Here is a 19,271-nt window from a genome sequence, read left to right as displayed (position 1 = left end):
ACCTCTCGGTTGAGGTGGGCTATCTCTGCGCCCGCTTCATCAATTGCACGGTGCCGGCGCCGCCGTCGACCCGCACCAGGTCTCCGTCTCGCAGCATGCGAGTTCCGGTGCGGGTGTTGACGACACAGGGCAGCCCAAGTTCACGCGCGACCACGGCCGCATGACTGAGCACGCTGCCGATGTCGACGACGAGCGCCGCCGACACGAACATGATGGACGCCCAACTGGGATCGGTGGTCGGAGCGACGAGGATCTCACCGGGCTCGACCTCCACCACCGCCGGATCATGTACCACCCGGACGGGACCCTCGACCACACCGCTCCCGGCACCGATTCCATCGAGTACGAAGTCGTCATCTACGCTGTCGTCCGCCTCCGGGATCACCGTCGGCTGTGGAGTGCCGCGCCACCACGACGGCAGCTCAAGGCGCTGATAATCAGTACGCCGCTCGCGACGGCGGACGACGAGGTCCTGCACGACCCGCTTGTCTGAGGACAAGCCCCCGACGATTTCATCGACGGTCAGGTAAAACACATCGTCGTCGGCGGCCAGGATACCGGCCATCGCGAGGTGTTCCCCGACGCGGCGCGCGGCGGCGCGGGCGACATCCAGGGCCTGAAGAAACGACGCCTTGCCCACCCCGCGTAACGGGATCGTGCGGGCAGCGTGGTTGAGCAACAGCCGAACTCCGGGACGCGCCGGCGCCGGTAGCGCCGCGAGCAGTTCGGACTGCATTGCGGGTAAGCGCTCGCGTGCCGCCTGCTCCCGGGCCAGCGGGCTGGCACTCTCGTCGGTCGCGGCGTAGCGCTCGATCACGGCCGCAACCGGCGAAGGATCCTCGCGCCAAACGCGGCTCGAAATCTCGCCTTCCAGGGGTCCGTGAAAACCGTGGTTGGCGACAACCTCGTTCAGGGTCAGGCCACCGCGTGAAGCCCGCCAAATATCCTCGATCATGGCCATCTCCGCGCCGCCGCTTCCGGACAGCACCCCGACGTCGCCGATCCCGGTGCGCTGCACCAACGCGGTCAGCGCATTGATGAGTGGCGTGATCGCGGAGAACAACGCGATACCGTGCGCGGTCATGGTCTCGGAGAATCGATGGGTCGCGCCGTCGAAGATCGCAATCGCCCCGGCCAGATCGGCGTCGGCCAGTTTCGGTATCTCACCGCGCCACCAGGCATCGATCTGTGGCGCCAATCGCCGAACCCTACGCGGCATTGTCAACGCCGCGTACGGCAGCCGGTGTGCGATGACGGGATAGCGGCGCATCGTCGGAGTAAAGGCCATGCTCGGCGGGGCCTCTCCAAGCATGCCGGCGATCGCGACTTCGCCTGTGGTGCCCGGCATCCGGTCGCCGACGGCGGCCAGCCACTCGGTCCGCATCGCGATCCTGCCAAAGAAGGTCGTGATGATCCGGTCGGGGCCCGGCGGCGGCTGCCTGCGCTCGGCGGCATCGAACACACCGATCGCATAGGACAGGTCCCGGCACATCCGGTCACCGATGTCCGACCAGATAGTCCAACCCAGCGGCGTCGCGATTCCCGGCAAGGCCTCACCGACATTGACTGTCGACCAATGGGTTTCATCGCGCCCCGGCTGGTGCAGCGGGTCCCAGGCGTCGGTCACGCGCGCGTCACCCCAGCCTGATTGATCGCTCGGTGTGGCCGTATCCAATTTCACCGTCCCATTCAAATCGCGACAGGTTCTCGAAGTTCGCGGTCGCGGTGATCGTGGGGTCGTAACCGATGCAAATGTCATTGGGACCGTCGAATCCGTTGGGAAACGGATGCAGAATTTCCGCGGCGATCCGATGCTCGCCCAGCTCGAGCACATAGGGATCGGCGTGCTGCGAGCGGTCGGTCAGCACCGGCGAGTTGTGCATCTCGACACCCCTGATCACGCCGTCCTGCTGGATCACGGCACGGGTCAGGTACTGACCATTCACCACCAGGTGCAGCAGGATAAATCCGCGGCCGCTGGGGAAGTTGGCCCACGACCAGATATGACTGGAAAAGATCGTGAAATCCCTTGCCCCGCTGGTGTGGTCGCGCAGCCCTTGGCCGTCGAACGGGATCGCCTCGCCACCGACCGTGACCGTGCCCTTGACGCCTACCAGTTGCTCGTAGTGCAGCTTGCCCCATCTGTGGGCATCCTCCACCTCGCCCCAGTCCCAGACTCCGCCACAGCAGTCCACGGTGAGATCGAAGCCGACGCGTTCGTGCCGCTGATCGCCAACGGTGCCGTTGTACAGCCGGTCCACGGTGGTGCGGACCGAGCCGCCATCGCGGCTCATTCGCCATTGCCGGAATGGCTCGACACACTCGAAAGCCATGGTCGCACCACCGGGTCCACGCGCAGTCTCGCTGCGACCGTATCCCTTGTTGACCAGTCGCTCGCCGTTGGGCACATACACAATCGACAGCTCGCGCCAGAGCGTTGAATCGAAGGGTGCTCGCCCAAGATGTGTCCAGAGTCCGATCTGCCGGGTCGGGTCGTAGGCGACGAAACAATAGTTCTCGGTCCACAGCGGAATGTTGTCGGGGTAGCTCTGCGCCGGAAACTCCCGCTCCGGTTCAAGCTCCCGCGACGAGGCCAACGACGCGCTCATGTTCGCGCCTCGCTCGAATCCCAGGCCAGTACCAGCTTTTCGGGTCCGCGGAAGAGCAGCGCATCGCGCTCCCATTCGAGTTCCTCGATCCGCAGCCCGTGCAATCGCGTCAGCAGCGCTTCGACCCCGATGCCGATCACCGCGCGGGCCATGTGCTGTCCCGGACACTTGTGCGGACCGTGGCCGAATGCCAGGTGATCGGACGGCACGTCCCGGGTGATGTCGAAGGATTCTGCATGCGGACACCAACTTTCGTCATGGTTGGCTGCGGACAGATACACCATGATCGGTGTGTTGGCCGGAATCCGATGGCCGCCAAGCTCGATCGCCTCCGTGAGGAGCCGGTGCGTGCCGTGCACAGTTCCGATGTGCCGCAGGATTTCCTGAACTGCGTTGGGGAGCAACGACATGTCGGATTGAAGGGCAGCCAGTTGCTCCGGATGGCCCAGCAACGTCGCCACCGCGTTGCAGATGGACAGCGCACTGGTGTCGTGACCGCCGACATAGATGCTCCACAGGTTGGCGATCAGCTCGTCCTCGGTCAGTGTCCCGTCGTCGGTATCGGCGATCATGCTGTTGACCAGATCGTCCTCGGGCTGGGCGCGACGCTTGGCCACCAGCCCCCGGAAGTAGTTGTCCAGCGCGATCATTGAGTCGTTGGCCACCTTCAGCTGATTGGCGTCCAACGGCAGCATCTGAATACCGAGTTTGAATCCGTGCATCCACTCGTGGATGGCGACTTCGTCCTCATGCGGCACGCGAAGCAGCTGGCTGATCGCCGACAGCGGCAGCGGCGAACCGTAGGCGGCCATCAGTTCTACCCGGCCCGGCCCACCGCCCGGATCGGTGAACGCGTCGATCAGTTCATGCGCACGATCGATGATCGCCGGTCGCAGAGTGTCGACCAGGCCGGGACGGAAGTTGCGCTGAAAGGTTTTGCGCACCCGGGTGTGGTCGTCCCCCGCCTTCATCAGGACGCTATCGGCCATGATCGTGAAATACGGTTCGTCGACCACACCGTCACCGTGGCGCATCCGCTGGAACTGTTCCCAGCGCAGGTCACCATCCCTACGTGCCAACACCTCCCACGCCGGGTCGTGTCCGGTCACGATAAAGGAACCGAGCGCGTCGGCCGCGAACACCGGGTCGATCGCACGCAGCCGCGCCAGGATCGGGAACGGATCGACCGCAAGCTCGGGGTCCAGCGGGTTGAACACGTATTGGTCGTCTTGGGTGGTCATCGGTTTCTCCATGCCTCGATCAACTTGGCATTCTGGCCGGGCGTGCTGCCGTAGGTGGCGATTTCGTCGGCGCCGGCGTCGCGGAACCGCTGCAGCGACGCGACGCACTCATCCACCGACCCGATCGCGCAGCTGTCGATCATGTACTCTTCGGGGATCAGCTTGGCGGGCTCCAACAACTGGTGGCGGTGGTAAAGCCGGTCGGCTACTTTCTCATTGGCGGCCAGCTGGCGGTGCGCACGTAGCTTGTGGATCACCTCGATATCCCAGCCGTTCTCCTCGATCAACGTCTCGCCGTAGCCGGGATATTGCAGGTAGCCGACCGCTCGGCCGTGCGCCAGCGAACGCGTCTCAGTGTCGTCGAGTCCGGGCGCCGTGATGACCGCTTGGCAGATCCGAATCTCCTTGGAATGTCTACCGATTCGGTCGCACGCTGCCCTGATTCGGGCAACGGCATTGGCGGTGGCCTCCGGCGTCAGCACAGGCGGCAACAGCACACCGTCGAACGACGACGCCAGCAGCGCCGCACCTTTGGGTCGGGCGAACGTGCCGAACCACACCGGCGGCGGTGGTCCCGGCACGATTTCGGAAAATGCCAACGCGGGGAATCTGCCGACGGGACCGTCGTAGTCCACCGTCTCACCACGCCACAGCCGGCGCAGGATGTCGACGTAGTCGGCCATCTCGGGATAGCCGGGCATGGACAGACCCATGTCGTTCCAGATCGCGTCCGTGCCCCGGCCGAGACCCAAGGTGAAGCGCGGGCCGTAGCAGGCCTGCATCGTCGCGGCGAACGCCGCCATCAGCCAGGGTTGGCGCGTCGGCGGACACACCATGGCGGTGCCGAGTTCGACGCGAGAGGTGAGCGCCGCCGCGCCGGACAGGATCACGTCGGCCTGTTTGATGTCCCAGCGCTCCGACAGGAAAACCGCTCGGAAGCCCAGCTTCTCGGCTTCGACGGCGTCCTGGATTCCCTGCGCGGGTGTGCGCTGGTCCGACTCGTATTCGACGTCGCCCTGCACCGCGCTTACCGCACCCGAAATGACATACGCGCTGAGATCGCCTACGACCTCGTCCATTACACCGTCGCTACTAACCATAACCACCTCTGACAGTCCGCCCGGCAGTGACACCCGCACACGCGGGCGTAACACTGCGATCCTTGACGCAGTCTGTACAGTAGAAGCTATTCTTACACTTGTAAAGGGAAAGACTTATGGCCTCAGACCTACGCCGCCGCCGCGGCCCGAAGCCAACGCTGAGTCGCGAGATGGTCATCGAGGCCGCCCTGGATCTGGTGGACACCGAGGGCTTAGCGGCGTTGAACCTCCGCAAACTCGCGGCGCGCATGGGGATCAGCGCGATGACGCCCTATCACTACTTCGAAGACAAGGCCGATCTGCTCGCGGCGATGGTGGGCCACGCACTCGCACCGCTGGCCAGCGATCTCGATCTAAAACTAGCCTGGGACAACCAGATCGACGCCGCAATGCACGATTTCCACGACACCCTGACGCGGCATCCCGGCGTGGTCGAGCTGATCATTGCCGAGGCCGACACGGTCCGGCTCGACGATTTCCGCCAGGCCCTCATCACGACATTGCAGAAGGCGGGTTTGTCACAGAGCCACAGCGCCGACGTGCTGCGCTCGCTGACCAGCTACATCCTGGGATACACACTTCTGGATCGGCTTCGGCCCGAACACCCCGATCGGACCGAGCCTCCGAACTCCTTCGACATGGGCTTGGAAATGATGATGCGCTCGCTGCGCGAGGACGTGAAAGCGCGCCAGCGTTCCAACACGTCCCGATCGGTTCGAAGCCGCAAGCCGGCGAAATAACGCGTGTCATGTCATACCGGCGGATACCGGCCGGCATGTCAGAAAAGTTTGCGCACAACACCGTGTTCGGCCAGGCCGAATCCCGCGAGGCCATCGGCGCTGGTGAAGGACGCGAACTCGTCGAAGCAACTCATCGCCGGGCCGGCACGCTCGTCGCCCATCGGCACCCAGAAGCCGGCGCGCCGACCACCGGACCGTAAGTCGAGCACTCCCCCGCCCGCGAGCTGCATTGCCACACCCGCGCATAACCCCGCGGCATCACGCGTGAGCGCCAGGCCGTCGACGCGTCGGTGGCCATACGCATCCAGCACGAAACCGTCGGTGACGTCGTGCCCGCCGTCGCCGAGGAAGCGCATGGCCGTCACCGAGAAGTCACCGAATGCCACGAAAGTCCATATGTATTCCGAGATGTTGACCGATTCGTCACGGTGCCCCCAGGTGCGGTCGCGGATCCCCCGTCCTTCGATCATGGTCTCGTATCCGTCGACTCGGCAATAGCCGGACACGGCGACGGTGGTCTGAAAGTGTTGCAGTGGCTCGCCTCCCATCCGGGGGATGACTTCTTTGGACCGGAAGTCTGCGATCGCGAACAGCGGCGTCGTCTCGAGCTTCAATTCGATTCCGGGCGCGTCGGCGACGGCACTACCAGATTCCAGGTCGAAAAGCGTACTGGCGCTGCGAAAGGATCCCGGCTGGAGCGGCTCGACAACCTCACGAAGCATGCCGCCGATGCTCAGGCTAAGACGCGCCCTTCTGCCGCCGCCGTTCGGTGACGTGGAGACGTGCAAAGTGCCGAAAGCGTCTCTCGCCGGGTCCCAAAAGGACAGGAATGCGTTGTCGCGCCATGGCACTGAACCACCTGGATCGTCCGCACGGATGGGTTGGGCAAGCGGCGAGGCTGTCGACGAACTCATACTTTACGAGCGTAAGATAATGCGATAGCTTCTGCAACCATGACCGAAGCCGGTGCGCTGCACGGTCCCGGTTCGCCTGCCACCCACTGGACGACGGACAATGTCGGCGAGGCCATGCCCGGCGTCGCGAGTCCACTCGGCTGGAGCATCTGGGAGAGCGACAGCGACCCGGCCAACCGAGAACTGTTTTTTCGCATCGGAATCATCAGCCGGTCCGAGCGCGATTCCGTGGGACCCATCGCCGAGCCCGTGATCCGAATTTTCTTCGGCCGCATAGCGATGTGCATGGAATGGCTGGGCATGATCGGCGACCGCATGCCGGGAACCACCGGTCCGGATGCCATCGCCGGCATGCTCGGCCGGGTCCCGGACACCATGACGTTCAGCCCCACGCCGCGGCGCTACCCCGTCATCGCCGCCAAGATGCCCGTCGCAGCCTGGCGCGCGATCCGCGAGGTGCGCGCCCTTTCCTCCCCCACCAGGGACTGGTGGCAACGCTGCGTTTCCGCAGCCGCGACCGCCGACGAAACCGGCTCCCGCACAATGCTTCTCGACGGCGCCGCGCGCTACCGCCATCTGCTCACCGAACATGGAGTGGTGCTGTTCGCCGCCACCACCCCGGTAACGCACGCGCTCCATGCGCTTGTGGCGCGCGCAGGTGTCGGCGACGTCGGTATCCTCAGCGGCAGCGGCGGAGCCGAGATGCGGATCGTCGAAGACATCTGGCGTGCATCCCGCGCCGAGATCGGCATCGACGAGGTGGTCGCCGAGCATGGATACCATGGCCCGCTAGAGGGTGAAGTCGCCAGTCGAGTATGGCGCGAGGACCCAGAACCCTTGCGGCGCATCATTACCGCGTACGCCGACCGAAGTGACGACGAAAGTCCGATCGCACACAATGCCCGGGTACGTGCTGCGCTGCCACGGGCCCAACGCGAGGTGATCGCCGCGCTACCGCCGGCACACCGAGCATCCGCACGGGTGGTCCTCGCCCTGGCGGCACGTACGCTGCCCATGCGCGGCGTTGGCAAGGCAGCATTCGTCCAGGCAATCGACGTGTCGCGCGCAGCGGCACGTCGGCTGGGGCAGCTATATGCCGAACAGGGCCGCCTCGACGATCCCCAGGACATCTTCTACCTCACCCTGGCCGAGCTGCGCTCCGGACTACCTCGGGGTGCCCGTGACCTCGTCGACGCACGGCGGTCCCGCCGTGAGGACTACCGGCGCATCCGGTTACCCCACTCGTGGCGCGGCACACCGGATCCCGTTGACGAGGTGCAGGAACGCGCCGTCGTCGGTGACGTGATATCCGGCGTGGGTGCAAGCGCTGGACGGGTCGAAGGAACCGTCCGTATCGTCACCGACCCGAGCTTCGCAGACGTCGAACCGGGGGAAATTCTGGTCAGCCACACCACCGACCCGAGCTGGGCGTCGATCATGTTCGTCTCGGCGGCGCTGGTGGTGGACATCGGCGGCGTGATCAGCCACGCGGCGGTGGTTGCGCGTGAACTAGGCATTCCAGCGGTCGTCAATACCCGCCATGGCACTGAACTGCTGCGTGATGGAGACCGGGTCCGGGTCGACGGCGCCGCGGGCACGGTCGAGCTTCTCGATCGAGTCTCGCTACCCGTTCCGTGAGAATGCATGCACGCCTGGGTGATAGGTCCTTGAAGGCAGAATCACTGTCGCGCGGGTATCGAGAGTGTCGGCGTGTCAACGCACGTGGCCTTGGGTCGGCGCACATTATCGGCGCCACGCGGGTGGACAATTTGCGGCCACCAGAACCAGCGGCCCAGCAAGGTGGCGATCGAGGGCATGAATAACGTACGGACAACGAGGGTGTCGAGCAGCAGACCCAACGCGATGGTGGCACCCATCTGAGCGACTATGCGATCATCGCTGCCCAGCATCGCGGCCATCGTGAACGCAAACACCAGGCCGGCGGAGGTGACCACCGCACCCGTTCCCGCCATCGCCCGGATGGTTCCGGTCTTGAGTCCGGCGTGGATCTCGTGGCGTATTCGGTGGACCAGTAGCAGGTTGTAGTCGGCGCCGACCGCCAACAAGACGATCACCGCGAAGAGCATCACGGAGAAGTGCATCCTGATACCGAACAGGTCTTGCCAAATCAGCACGGACAGACCGATGGATGCCGCGATCGAGCTGGCCGCGGTGGCGACGATGACCAACGCGGCGACCAAGCTTCGCGTCAGCACGAGCATGATCATGAAGATCAAGGTGAGCGAAGCCACCGAGGTGATCATCAGGTCGTAGATGTTGCCGTCGTGCATGTCCTTGTAGGTGGCGGCCGTACCGCCGAGGTAGACCTTGGCTCCCGACAAGGATGATTGCTTGAGGCCCTCCTGCGCCGCTGTCCGCTCCGCATCGACTCGCGAGATGCCTTCCGGCGTCGCGGGATCGCCCTCGTGGTTGATGAAAAATCGCGCTGACTTGCCGTCCGGCGACAAGAACATTTTCAAGCCGCGCTGGAACTCCGCGTTCTCAAACGCCTCCGGAGGCAGATAGAAGAAGTCATCGTTTCGAGAGGCGTCAAAGCTTTGGCCCATCACGATGCCGGTGTTGCTCATCGCCTCCATCTGATTGATCATCGCCTGGAAGGTGCTGTGCGATGCCAGAGTCAGCCCCCGGGTGGTTTTCATGCTGGCGATCATCGGCGGCAGCAGTTCGGCCGTTTGGTGGGTGAGCGCGTCGGTCCGCTTGATGTCCGCCGTCAGTTTATGCAGCTGCTCGTCGAGCTGATCGATCCCGTCGAGGCCATCGAACAAGGACCGGATCGACCAACAGACCGGGATGTCGAAGCAATGCTTGTCCCAATAGAAGTAGTTGCGGACCGGCCGCCAGGTATCCTCGAAATCCGCGATATGGTCTCGCAATCCATCGGTGATGGCCGCCGTTTCCGCGGAGTCGCGGGCGGTGTCATCCGTCGCGTTGGCCAGCCGGTTGGTGATGTCGTAGAGCCGCTCCATGTAGTCGATTGCGACCTGCTGCTCATCGGCCATCTTCAGGATATCCGCCATCCGCTGTTTCAGAAACGCCATGTTCTGCATCGTCGTCTGGCTTTGCATGCTGTTCAGAAACGGGATCGAGCTGTGTTCAATCGGAATCCCCAGCGGCCGGGTGATGTCCTGAACCATCACGATGCCGTGGACCCGGATCACGTTCTTGGCCACCCGATCCAGCACCAGCATGTCGGCGGGGTTGCGCATATCGTGGTCGGCCTCGATCATCAGCAAGTCGGGATTCAGCCGCCCTTCCGAAAAATGCCGCTGCGCGGCCGCGTACCCGAGATTGCCCGGCGCACTGTCCGGCAAGTAATAACGCTCGCTGTACAGCGTCTTGTATCCGGGCAGTCCGATCATCCCGATCAGCACCGCCACCGTGCTCATGGCCAAAATCGGTGCCGGCCAACGCACAACGGCGGTACCGACCCGCCGCCACAGTCGACCGCCACCCGATGCCTTGGGTTCCAACAGGCCGAACCGGGTCGCGACCACGAGAACGGCCGGACCCAGGGTGAGCGCGGCGGCGACCACGACGAGCATGCCGATTGCAACCGGGACCCCCATGGTGGTGAACCAGGGCAGCCGGGTAAAGACGAGGCAAAACGTCGCTCCCGCGATCGTCAGGCCCGAACCCAGTACCACGGGTGTGACACCGTGAAAGGTTGTGTAATAGGCAGTCTCACGGTCCTCACCCGCCGCACGCGCCTCTCGATAACGTCCGATAAGGAAAATTCCGTAGTCGGTTCCCGCGGCGATGCCCAGCATCGTCAACAAAGCCGTGGCGAACACCGCGAGCTCGATGAGCCCGTAGTTCCCGAGCACCGCGATGACGCCGCGAGAGACGGCCAATTCGATCAGGGTCATGAAAAGCTGGATCAGCGTCGCGGCGATCGAGCGATAGACCAGGAACAACATGATCGCTATCGCGGCAAGGGTGAACAAAGTAATTTTGTTCATGCTTGCATTCCCGATCATGTACTCATCGGAGCTATGCGCCGTTGAACCGGTGACATAGGCCTTCACCCCGGGCGGTGCCGGCGTGCGTGCCACGACTTCACGCACGGCTTCCACCGATTCGTTGGACAACGTGGTGCCTTGCTCACCGGCGAGGTTCAATATCACGTAAGCGCCCTTGCCATCGGCGCTTTGGACTCCTGCCGCCGTCAACCGATCGCTCCAGAAGTCCTGGATGTGTTGCACGTGGCGGGGATCTTGCTTCAGCTGGCTGATGATGCTGTCGTAATAGTGGTGCGCCGCCGCGGCGAGTTCCTGCTGGCCCTCCAAGACAATCGTGACCGTGCTGTTGGAATCGAATTCCTGGAAGTTATGGCCCAGGCGCATCATCGCTTTCATCGACGGCGCGTCCATCGGGGCCATCGGCGCCGCGTGCCGCTCCCCGACCACTTCCAACTGCGGCGCAATCATGTTCACGACGACGGTCAATGCGACCCAGCCTATGATGATGGGCACCGCACACCAACGGATCAGGCGAGGCAGGAGAGGCCGCCCCGGACCCACGTCGGTCATGCCGACGTCACCAAACCGAAGGTCCGAGCTTGGGCACCATCGATCTGCTGCCGCGGCGCCACTGTGCGCCGCCGAGGCCAGCCAACGGATTTAAGCACGGTTAAAAACACGGTGGGTGGTTTGTACCACAGGTTCGCGGGCACGGTCTAGGTCTGCGCCGTCCGCCTAGCAAACTCAGACCTAACTCAAAGCCTTTGCGGCCGGCTCCACGATCTCCACTTTCCCGCTGTCCCCGTCCACGCGGATCAGTTGGCCGTCCCGGATTCGCCGGCTACCGACCTCGGTACCGCACACACAGGGGATGCCCAATTCGCGGGCCACGATCGGACCATGGCTCAGCAAGCCCCCGTAATCGGTCACAACGGCCCCGGCCACCAGGAACAAGGCAACCCAGCTCGGGTCGGTGGTCTCGCATACCAGAATGTCGCCCTCGTCCAGTTCAGTGGTTGCCGGATCGCGAACCACCCGCGCGCGGCCGGTTACCACGCCGGGACTTGCGGCGACACCGGTCAGGGGGCCGGCATCCCCATCGAAAGAGACGTCGTGCACGGAGACGATCTGCGGTCGACCTGACCACGCCTGGGGCAGACGTCGCGACTGGCGGTCGACGAATTGCCGACGCCGACTCGGGATCTCGTGAAGTTCGTCGTCCAGGCGGCCGCTGTGCACGGCCTGGTAGCTGAGGTGAAACACGTCATCGGGTTGTGCCAGGGGTCCCGCCGCGACCAGGTCCGCACCGAGCCGTCGCGCACAGGCGCGCGCCACATCGAACGTCATCAGATAACCGGCTTTGCCCTGTTCACGCAGCGCCAGGAAGCGTGCCGCGCCCTGCATCATCAAGTTCAGTGCCGGTCGCTGCAGCGCAGGTGCGGCCGCCCTTACTCGCGCCATCGCCTGCTGCCGCGCCGCCAGCTGCTGAGCGCTGCGCAGATGCGGGGCCCGCGGATTGTCGGCGTCGATCGATCGGTAATCTTCCATCCGCGCCAGAACCGGTGACGGGTCCTCGCGCCATGACACGCCGGCCAGCTGGCCCTCATCGCGTCCGTGATAACCATGTCGATCGGTGAAGCCGCGCAACGTAATCCGCTCGTGTGCCAACGCCCACAGATCGGCCGCAACTTGATTCTCGTCGGCACCAACTCCGGATAGCACCGAGGTTTCCAGTTCGGACAGACCGAGCCTGGCCAACGCCGCCTTGACCCGCTCTGCCAGCCCGGAGCTGACCAACGCCACCACCAAGTGCAGGATCATGATCTTTTCGAACCGGTCCCGCGCGTCGTCAAGCAATGCCAGACATCCGGCCCGGTCGAGCCCTTCCAGATGGGCTAGTGCATCGAGCCGCCAAGAACGCAAGGCGGCGACCATCCTGTCGTGATTGCGGGGCAGGGTGGCCACCAGCAGCGGCGCCTTCACGGCGATCGCCGGGTAGCGGCTACGAGAATTGTTGTCGACGGTGTCGGGGCGCACGTAGCCGAACAGCTGCTGTTCGGTTGCGGACGCCGAGGTTCCCGGTAGCAGACCCGCGATGTCGCGGAATTTGTTGATGTTCGCCGCGGCTCGGCCGTCAAACAATGTCCAGCACATATCGTCCGCCCGATCGGGCAGATATATTTCGTCGGCTTTGTACACACCCAACCGAACGAACATCTTTCGGAACGCCATCTCCATCGGCTCTTCGATGAAGGTGTAGCCGAAGGTGGTGAATACACCGGGGAACGCCTCGGCGACGTTACCCGTGGTCCAGGTCAGTGCCGGATCGATCTCGGGGTTGTCCAGCTGCTGCGCAACGACTCGTCGGCTACTCATCGGCGATGCGAATCAGAACACCCGGTGCAGGATGCCCTGCTCGAAAAATCCTGCACCGGACCGATTGTCGCTTTCCAGCGCCATGAAGTCGTCATAGGTGCCGAACGACGGCCCCTCGGAGTCTGCGCCCATCGGCACGAAGAAACCCGCCAGCCTCGACGACAGCGTGACCACCCGGGTATCGCCCTCGACGTCGCGCAAGCGGGCCAGCCGGAACTGCCCGGCGGCGTTGCGCCCAAAAGTGACGTCGGCAATCGTGCGCGATCGGTCCGCGTCGATCAGAAATCCGTCGGATCGCAGGGTGCCGTCCGCACCCAGAAACTTCATCACTGTGATGAACGTGTCGTCGATGACCGCTACCAGGCCGGCGTACTCGATCCATTGGGCGGATTCGTCGCGGAAGCCCCAGGTGCGATCCCGCATACCGCGCGCCTGCACCGGCGACTCGGCTCCGTCAAGCACCAGCGTGCCCGTGAGCTCGCAGGCCTGCTGAAAATGTTGCAAGGGTTTACCAGGGACCAACTCGGGGACTACCCCGCCCACCGCGTAGTCAGCCGCGACGAACAACGGAGTGTTGACCAAATCGGCTCGCAAGCGAGGGTGCCGCACCGCTATCACGCCGCCCAGCCCAAAGTCGATCGACTCGCTGGCGAAGCTGCCCGGGGGTAAGTCCTCGATGATCTCCAAAACATTGCCCCGGACCGAGACGCTGCACCGGGCACGTCGGGCACCGGTGCCATTCGGCGATGTCGAAACGTGGAAGCTGCCGAACACCTCGTTCGCGGTGTCCCAGAAGGACAGGTAGGCGTTGTCTTTCCAGACCGGATCTGTCGGTCCCGCGGCGTCCGAGTGGATGGGTTCGGCCAAAGGCCCCCAGGCGTCGGTGATGTCGATGACGGTCATCGCCTAGCTGCTCCTCCCACCATTGGGCTGATCGGCAATTTTTTTACTGAAATTAAAATCTATCACGACTGCGGTGCGCCGTAGTACCGTTTTCTTGAATCGCGGTGATGCACCCCCATCTCCGCACACCGCATGCGCTGATACCGCGATCGGAGCGTCATGACGACAGCGACGTCGGCTCGGCTCGCCGCTCGATGAGTATTCCTGTACCCAAACCTAATTCGGCGGCATTGGTCACCGGAGCATCGTCAGGGATCGGCAAAGCATTCGCGCACGAACTCGCCGGCGCCGGACACAATCTCGTGCTCGTGGCACGTCGCCGCGCACGACTGGAGGCGTTGGCAACCGAACTCCGCCACCAGCACGGCATCCGGGTCGACGTCGTGGTCTGCGATCTGGCCGACACCATCGACCGCGACCGCATGCTGGCGGACCTCAGTTCGTTGGGCCACGATCTGGACGTGCTGATCCTTTGTGCAGGGTTCGGCATGGTCGGCCCATACCTCAACCACGCCGCAGACCGGTTAGTCGATATGGTGCGCACCAATGTCGAGGCCACCATGGCACTGACCCGCGCGCTGACCCCGCCGATGGTCGACCGCAAGCAGGGAGCGGTGTTGCTGGTGTCGTCGATGGCCGGCAACCAGCCAATGCCCTACTTCGCGCCCTATGCCGCCACCAAAGCAGCGATCACTTCGCTGGGCGAATCCCTGCACTGCGAGCTCAAGCCCGCCGGGGTCACGGTGACGGTGCTTGCGCCGGCGAACGTGGCCACCGAATTCGCGGAGATGGCCAACGCGGCGCGCCAGACCAATCGTCAGCCCGCATTTCTCACCGCCACCGCCGAAGAATGCGCACGGGCCGGTCTCAAGGCACTGGGCGCCGGCAAGCGAAAACTCGTTCCTCTCCCCCAGGCCGCGGCCTTCGCCTGGGTCGGAGCGCACCTGCCCCGGCAGATCTGGTTTCGGGCCTGCCGCGCGATGCTGAGCTAAGCCCCTGTTCAGACGCCGGGCGAAAGCGCATCGAGGCGTGCGCGCAGCCTGGCGACCTCACGCTCTAGTCGTTGCACCGGTGTGTCGTCGTCATCGTCATCGGCGTCGATGGCGCGCAGCAGGAAAACGAAGTTGGGCAGGAACCACAGCAGGAATGAGCACACCGGCAACCACCACACCAGGAGCCCGTTCCAGGCCAAGGGTCCTGTTTTGAAGAACACGAGAAAACTGGCGGGCGTGAATGTGAGTGCCAGCCAAAGGTTTACGTATCCGAGCCAACGCGGGAAGATCGGCTTCGGTCGCCGGTCGATCAGCACGGCTATACCGAAGATCGCCAGCTGCAGAACAAACGTCGAGACCACGCCGAGGAAGAAAAACCAGCTGATGTCGTACAGAGCCCGGGTGACGTCGGGATGTTGGTCGCCCCGGTAGGTCGAAACGAGCATGAAGACGTAAGGGATAACGAATTCGACGGTCGCCAACGCCCCTAAGGCCAGTTGCGTGTACGCCAAGATCGGGCGCAGCCCTTCGATCCGCAGCATCTGCATCGTGAAGGATGCCAGGAATGGCATCAGCAACGGACACGATGCCAGGCAGATCACGATGCCGACGCGGATAGCGGTGCGGTGCGCATCGATCATGGCGGCCACCTGCGCCGCGCTCTGGTTCGGGGACGGTGGCGGGAAGAAGCCCGCTACAACGAAACCGACAACAAACAGCGCGCCCATGAGCGGGCCCGCCCAGACGCACGCCTTCTGAACCGTGGGAGACACCACACCAAATAATATCGATCAGACCCCGGGACTCAATGGGTTATGAGACGCCAAATTCCAAAATTTTGGCCCCTCCGCGACGGCCGACGGGTCAGATGCCGCCGCGGGCGACGAGCTGGCCCGCAATCACGTTGCGCTGGATCTCGTTGGTGCCTTCACCGACGATCATCAACGGCGCGTCACGGAAGTAACGCTCGACGTCGAACTCGGTGGAATAGCCATAACCGCCATGGATCCGTACCGCATCCAGCGCGATCTCCATGGCCACCTCCGAGGCGAAGAGCTTGGCCATACCGGCCTCCATGTCCGAACGCTCACCGCTGTCATAGCGCTCCGCGGCGTAGAGGGTGAGCTGTCGGGCCGCCGTGAGCTTGGTGGCCATGTCCGCCAGGTAATTGCCGACCGCTTGGTGCTTCCAGATCGGCTTACCAAAACTCTCCCGCTGCTGCGCATAGGCAAGCGCATCCTCCAAGGCCGCGGTCGCCACCCCCAGCGCGCGTGAAGCGACCTGAATACGGCCGGTTTCCAGGCCCTTCATCATCTGCGCAAATCCCTTACCGGGCGTGCCGCCGAGGATCGACGATTTGCCGATTCGGTATTCATCGAAGGACAGCTCGCAGCTCTCCACGCCCTTGTAGCCCAACTTGGGCAGGTCCCGCGAAACCGTGAGGCCCGGGCCGTGTTCGGCCAATACGATGGAGATGCCGGCGTGCTTCGGCGTGGCCTTTGGGTCGGTCTTGCACAGCAGCGCAATCAGCCCCGAGCGGCGCGCATTGGAGATCCAGGTCTTTGCGCCGGTGATCACCAGGTCGTCACCGTCGGAAACCGCGGTGGTCGTCATGTTCTGCAGGTCCGAGCCGCCGCCGGGTTCGGTGAGTGCCATCGTCGCGCGGAGCTCGCCGGACGCCATCGCCGGAAGATAGGTCTTCTTCTGCTCCTCGGTTCCGAACAGCGTCAGCAGTTTGGCCACGACGGTGTGCCCGCCCATGGCGCCGGCCAAGCTCATCCAGCCTCGCGCCAACTCCTGGGTCACCAACACATAGCAGGCCATCGACACCGGCGAGCCGCCGTACTCCTCGGGAACTGCCAGACCGTAGATCCCGATCTGCTTCATCTGCTCGATCCACTTTTCGGGATATTCGTTGGCATGTTCCACATCGCGGACCGTCGGTTTGACGTCGCGATCGATGAAGGCACGAACCGTCTCGACCAGCAGGACCTCTTCGTCGGTCAACCCAGAGCTCACATCCATCACCTCTCACCCAAAAATTTTATTCTAGATTAAACTCTTGGCCGAGACACCGGGCGTTGGGGTGTTGGCTAACTCGCGTGCCCGGCTTTGGCTTCATCTTCCCGGGTAAGACCCGAGGCAGCGATCAGCTCTTCGTGCAGTTCGAACCAGACCGTGTGGTAGGAGTCGATGATCGGCCGGGCCAGCCACACTGTGTCGCCGGCCTTGACCTTGACCAGGGCCGCGTTCAGCTTCTTGCCGTATGCAGCGAGCCTCGGCATCAGAGTGCTGACCGCGTCGACGATCGGCGACACCTGAGCATGCACCTCGTCGAGGCGGTTCAGCACCGCGGTGTCATAGTCGGCGTCATCGTGTGGGTTCGGTTGACCGTCCTTGATCTGCCAGTCCGACACGAGAGCCTTGAATGTGTTGTTGACGGCCCGAAAATCGTCGTACGACTTCGCCAGGACATCCTGGTCGATGCCCGAGCGCTCTTCTGCCAGCAGGACATTGAGCCGTTCCCGGCCCTCAGGGCTGACCCGAAGGGTCTTGTTCTGAATCAGCAGGCCGGCCCCGGTCAAGTCCGTTAGCGTCGCCGCCACGTCGGTGGGGTCTTCGTCCAGAGTGGCGATCAGGTCGTCTTCCCCGATCCGGCCCTTGAGCCGGATCGCCTGCAACACAGTCAATTCAGACATTCGCCAGTCCCTTCTTGTCCTCGTTCATTCGTAGCGCGATCAGCATCGTGATCAGTGGATGGGGCGAGACGACATCGGTATGGCCCGCGGCGAGGGCGTCGGCGATCGCCGCCTCAGTGGTGTCGCCAAGCATCGGGAGGTCACCACTTGCATGGGCACGGATCGGGCTGATCCCCCGGGCGATCTCGGTGAGTTCGGCCAGATCGGGTGATTCCGTCTCGGACCATGCGGTGCGTTCGAGGACACCCTCGCGCACCTCGCCTTCGTCACCGTCGACGGTGATCATCTTGCCCGCCAGGGCTGCGGCCACGCCTGCGCCGCACCCCACCACGGCCGGTCGGCCGATCTCCCGGCTCACCACGGCGGCATGCGATGTCGCTCCGCCGATTTCGGTGACGATCCCTCGGGCGGCCAGCATCCCCTGCACGTCATCGGGATTCGTCGCCACCCGCACCAAGATGACGTCTTCGCCCTCGTCGGCCGCATCGAGGGCGTCATCGACGTCGGTATACGCCTTGCCGGATACCACGCCTGGGCACGCCGGCAGCCCGCTCGCTAAAAGCTTTGCGGAGAGTCGTGTTTCGGGTTGCAGCGCGGGCGCGAGCAACGTCTCGACATGCGCCGGGGTTACCCGGCGCAATGCCTCCGCGTCATCGATCAATCCCTCGTGGCGCAGCTGCAATGCCAGACGCACGGCGGCCTGAGCCGACCGCTTGGCGGTCCGGGTCTGCAGCAGCCACAGCTTTCCCTCTTCGACGGTGAATTCGATGTCTTGTACATCGGCACCGGAACGCTCCAACGACCGCGCCGCGGTCATGAGCTGCTCGTAGACGGCCGGTTGTTCATGATGCAGTGCGTCGATCGACGCGACGTCGACACTGCCCGATACGACGTCCTCTCCCTGGCCGTTCGCCAGCCATTCGCCGAACGGTTCGTTGGCCCCCGTGATCGGATTGCGGGAGAACAGGACGCCGGTGCCCGATTCGCGCGCCAGATTGCCGAAGACCATCGCCTGCACGATGACGGCGGTGCCGCCATCGTCGTCCAGGCCATGGTGGGCCCGGTAGCTGATCGCGCGTGGGCTTTTCCACGACGCGAAGACGGCCTCGATCGCTCCCCGTAGCTGCGCCCAGGGATCGGCAGGCACTTGAGCGCCTTCGTCACCGCCCAACACGATGCGGCGGTACATGTCGGTGAAGCGCTCGCGGGTGTCACGGGCGAATTCCTCGGACCCGGCGACTGCGAGTGCGCCTTCGACCGCGTCGTCGATGCCCAGGTCGAGCACGGTGTCCATCATGCCGGGCATCGATTGCGCCGCGCCGCTGCGCACACTGACCAGCAGCGGTCGCGGACCGTGCCCGAACGTGCGCGATGTCTCGGCTTCGAGCCAACTCATCTTGGCGCGCACGTCGTTCCAGATATCGTCGAGACAACGCCCCGGGCTTGCGAAGAACTTCGCGCACACCTCAGTGGTGATGCAGAAAGCCGGCGGCACCGGCAACCCCTGCCGGCGCATCGAATCAATGCCATAGCCCTTGTTGCCCAAGACCTTACGAGGCAGGCGGGTACCACCGTCCAACGTGACGACGAGGGTGTCTGCCGCACCCGACATTTTTGACATGAGATTAGATTCTAGCCGACAAGGCGTATTCGCAGTATCCACGTTCGTTTGACACTACGCCGTCCGCACCCAGGACGTTCAGAGGTCGGCTTGGAT

The 19,271-nt window shown here is 63.9% G+C and carries 15 protein-coding genes; 3 read left to right on the top strand and 12 right to left on the bottom strand.

Going from position 1 to position 19,271, the window contains the following annotated elements; translation table 11 throughout:
* Window positions 1-19 precede the first annotated feature (19 nt).
* From G6N55_RS27600 to G6N55_RS27585, 4 genes are read right to left on the bottom strand one after another with little or no spacing between them, the layout of a single operon-like run.
* Complete coding sequence (locus G6N55_RS27600) at window positions 20-1,627, bottom strand: PEP-utilizing enzyme (protein ID WP_163667555.1); 1,608 nt, start codon at window positions 1,625-1,627, stop codon at window positions 20-22.
* A gap of 7 nt (window positions 1,628-1,634) precedes the next feature.
* Window positions 1,635-2,609 (bottom strand): hypothetical protein, encoded by a 975-nt coding sequence (locus G6N55_RS27595; protein ID WP_163667552.1) that lies wholly within the window; start codon window positions 2,607-2,609, stop codon window positions 1,635-1,637.
* Window positions 2,606-3,850, bottom strand: a complete 1,245-nt coding sequence (locus G6N55_RS27590) for a cytochrome P450 (RefSeq protein WP_163667548.1) — start codon at window positions 3,848-3,850, stop codon at window positions 2,606-2,608. The genes G6N55_RS27595 and G6N55_RS27590 overlap by 4 nt, the downstream gene beginning before the upstream one ends.
* Window positions 3,847-4,929 carry a TIGR03857 family LLM class F420-dependent oxidoreductase gene (locus G6N55_RS27585; protein ID WP_232078849.1) on the bottom strand — a complete coding sequence of 361 codons (1,083 nt, stop codon included), beginning with the start codon at window positions 4,927-4,929 and terminating at the stop codon, window positions 3,847-3,849. Before G6N55_RS27585 ends, G6N55_RS27590 begins: the two co-directional genes overlap by 4 nt.
* Window positions 4,930-5,120: 191 nt before the next feature.
* Here G6N55_RS27585 and G6N55_RS27580 point away from each other — a divergent pair, with 191 nt between their 5' ends.
* Complete coding sequence (locus G6N55_RS27580; protein ID WP_163667545.1) at window positions 5,121-5,690, top strand: TetR/AcrR family transcriptional regulator; 570 nt, start codon at window positions 5,121-5,123, stop codon at window positions 5,688-5,690.
* A 38-nt stretch (window positions 5,691-5,728) separates the two neighbouring features.
* Here the strand turns inward: G6N55_RS27580 and G6N55_RS27575 are convergent, their stop codons facing one another.
* Window positions 5,729-6,412 carry a hypothetical protein gene (locus G6N55_RS27575; protein WP_085221442.1) on the bottom strand — a complete coding sequence of 228 codons (684 nt, stop codon included), beginning with the start codon at window positions 6,410-6,412 and terminating at the stop codon, window positions 5,729-5,731.
* A gap of 231 nt (window positions 6,413-6,643) precedes the next feature.
* On the opposite strand from G6N55_RS27575, the gene G6N55_RS27570 reads away from it, so the two are divergent.
* Entirely contained in the window at window positions 6,644-8,242 is a 1,599-nt protein-coding gene (locus G6N55_RS27570; RefSeq protein ID WP_085221441.1) for a PEP-utilizing enzyme, read from the top strand.
* A gap of 41 nt (window positions 8,243-8,283) precedes the next feature.
* On the opposite strand, the gene G6N55_RS27565 is transcribed toward G6N55_RS27570, so the two are convergent.
* From G6N55_RS27565 to G6N55_RS27555, 3 genes are all read right to left on the bottom strand, one after another.
* A complete protein-coding gene (locus G6N55_RS27565) occupies window positions 8,284-11,154 on the bottom strand; it encodes an MMPL/RND family transporter (RefSeq protein ID WP_085221440.1) in 2,871 nt (956 codons plus the stop codon).
* 180 nt (window positions 11,155-11,334) lie between these two features.
* Window positions 11,335-12,960: a PEP-utilizing enzyme gene (locus tag G6N55_RS27560; protein WP_085221439.1), complete on the bottom strand. Its 1,626-nt coding sequence runs from the start codon at window positions 12,958-12,960 to the stop codon at window positions 11,335-11,337.
* Window positions 12,961-12,972: 12 nt separating this feature from the next.
* Window positions 12,973-13,863: a hypothetical protein gene (locus tag G6N55_RS27555; protein WP_085221438.1), complete on the bottom strand. Its 891-nt coding sequence runs from the start codon at window positions 13,861-13,863 to the stop codon at window positions 12,973-12,975.
* A 194-nt stretch (window positions 13,864-14,057) separates the two neighbouring features.
* On the opposite strand from G6N55_RS27555, the gene G6N55_RS27550 reads away from it, so the two are divergent.
* A complete protein-coding gene (locus G6N55_RS27550; protein ID WP_085221713.1) occupies window positions 14,058-14,855 on the top strand; it encodes an SDR family NAD(P)-dependent oxidoreductase in 798 nt (265 codons plus the stop codon).
* An 8-nt stretch (window positions 14,856-14,863) separates the two neighbouring features.
* Here G6N55_RS27550 and G6N55_RS27545 read toward each other — a convergent pair whose 3' ends face one another.
* The 4 genes from G6N55_RS27545 to G6N55_RS27530 all read right to left on the bottom strand — a co-directional run bounded on the left by G6N55_RS27545 (window position 14,864) and on the right by G6N55_RS27530 (window position 19,166).
* Window positions 14,864-15,628, bottom strand: a complete 765-nt coding sequence (locus G6N55_RS27545; RefSeq protein ID WP_139826759.1) for a hypothetical protein — start codon at window positions 15,626-15,628, stop codon at window positions 14,864-14,866.
* Between the two features lie 91 nt (window positions 15,629-15,719).
* Window positions 15,720-16,880 carry an acyl-CoA dehydrogenase family protein gene (locus tag G6N55_RS27540; RefSeq protein ID WP_085221436.1) on the bottom strand — a complete coding sequence of 387 codons (1,161 nt, stop codon included), beginning with the start codon at window positions 16,878-16,880 and terminating at the stop codon, window positions 15,720-15,722.
* 68 nt (window positions 16,881-16,948) lie between these two features.
* Window positions 16,949-17,554, bottom strand: coding sequence for a MarR family transcriptional regulator (locus tag G6N55_RS27535; RefSeq protein WP_085221435.1), 606 nt, complete (start codon window positions 17,552-17,554; stop codon window positions 16,949-16,951).
* Window positions 17,547-19,166, bottom strand: coding sequence for a pyruvate, phosphate dikinase (locus G6N55_RS27530; RefSeq protein ID WP_408632724.1), 1,620 nt, complete (start codon window positions 19,164-19,166; stop codon window positions 17,547-17,549). Before G6N55_RS27530 ends, G6N55_RS27535 begins: the two co-directional genes overlap by 8 nt.
* Window positions 19,167-19,271: the final 105 nt, after the last annotated feature.

Origin of the sequence: Mycobacterium florentinum, assembly GCF_010730355.1 — a bacterium.
Taxonomy (GTDB): Bacteria; Actinomycetota; Actinomycetes; order Mycobacteriales; family Mycobacteriaceae; genus Mycobacterium; species Mycobacterium florentinum.
Note: the sequence above shows the minus strand (reverse complement) of the source record. Positions and strands in the feature narration are given on the sequence as shown.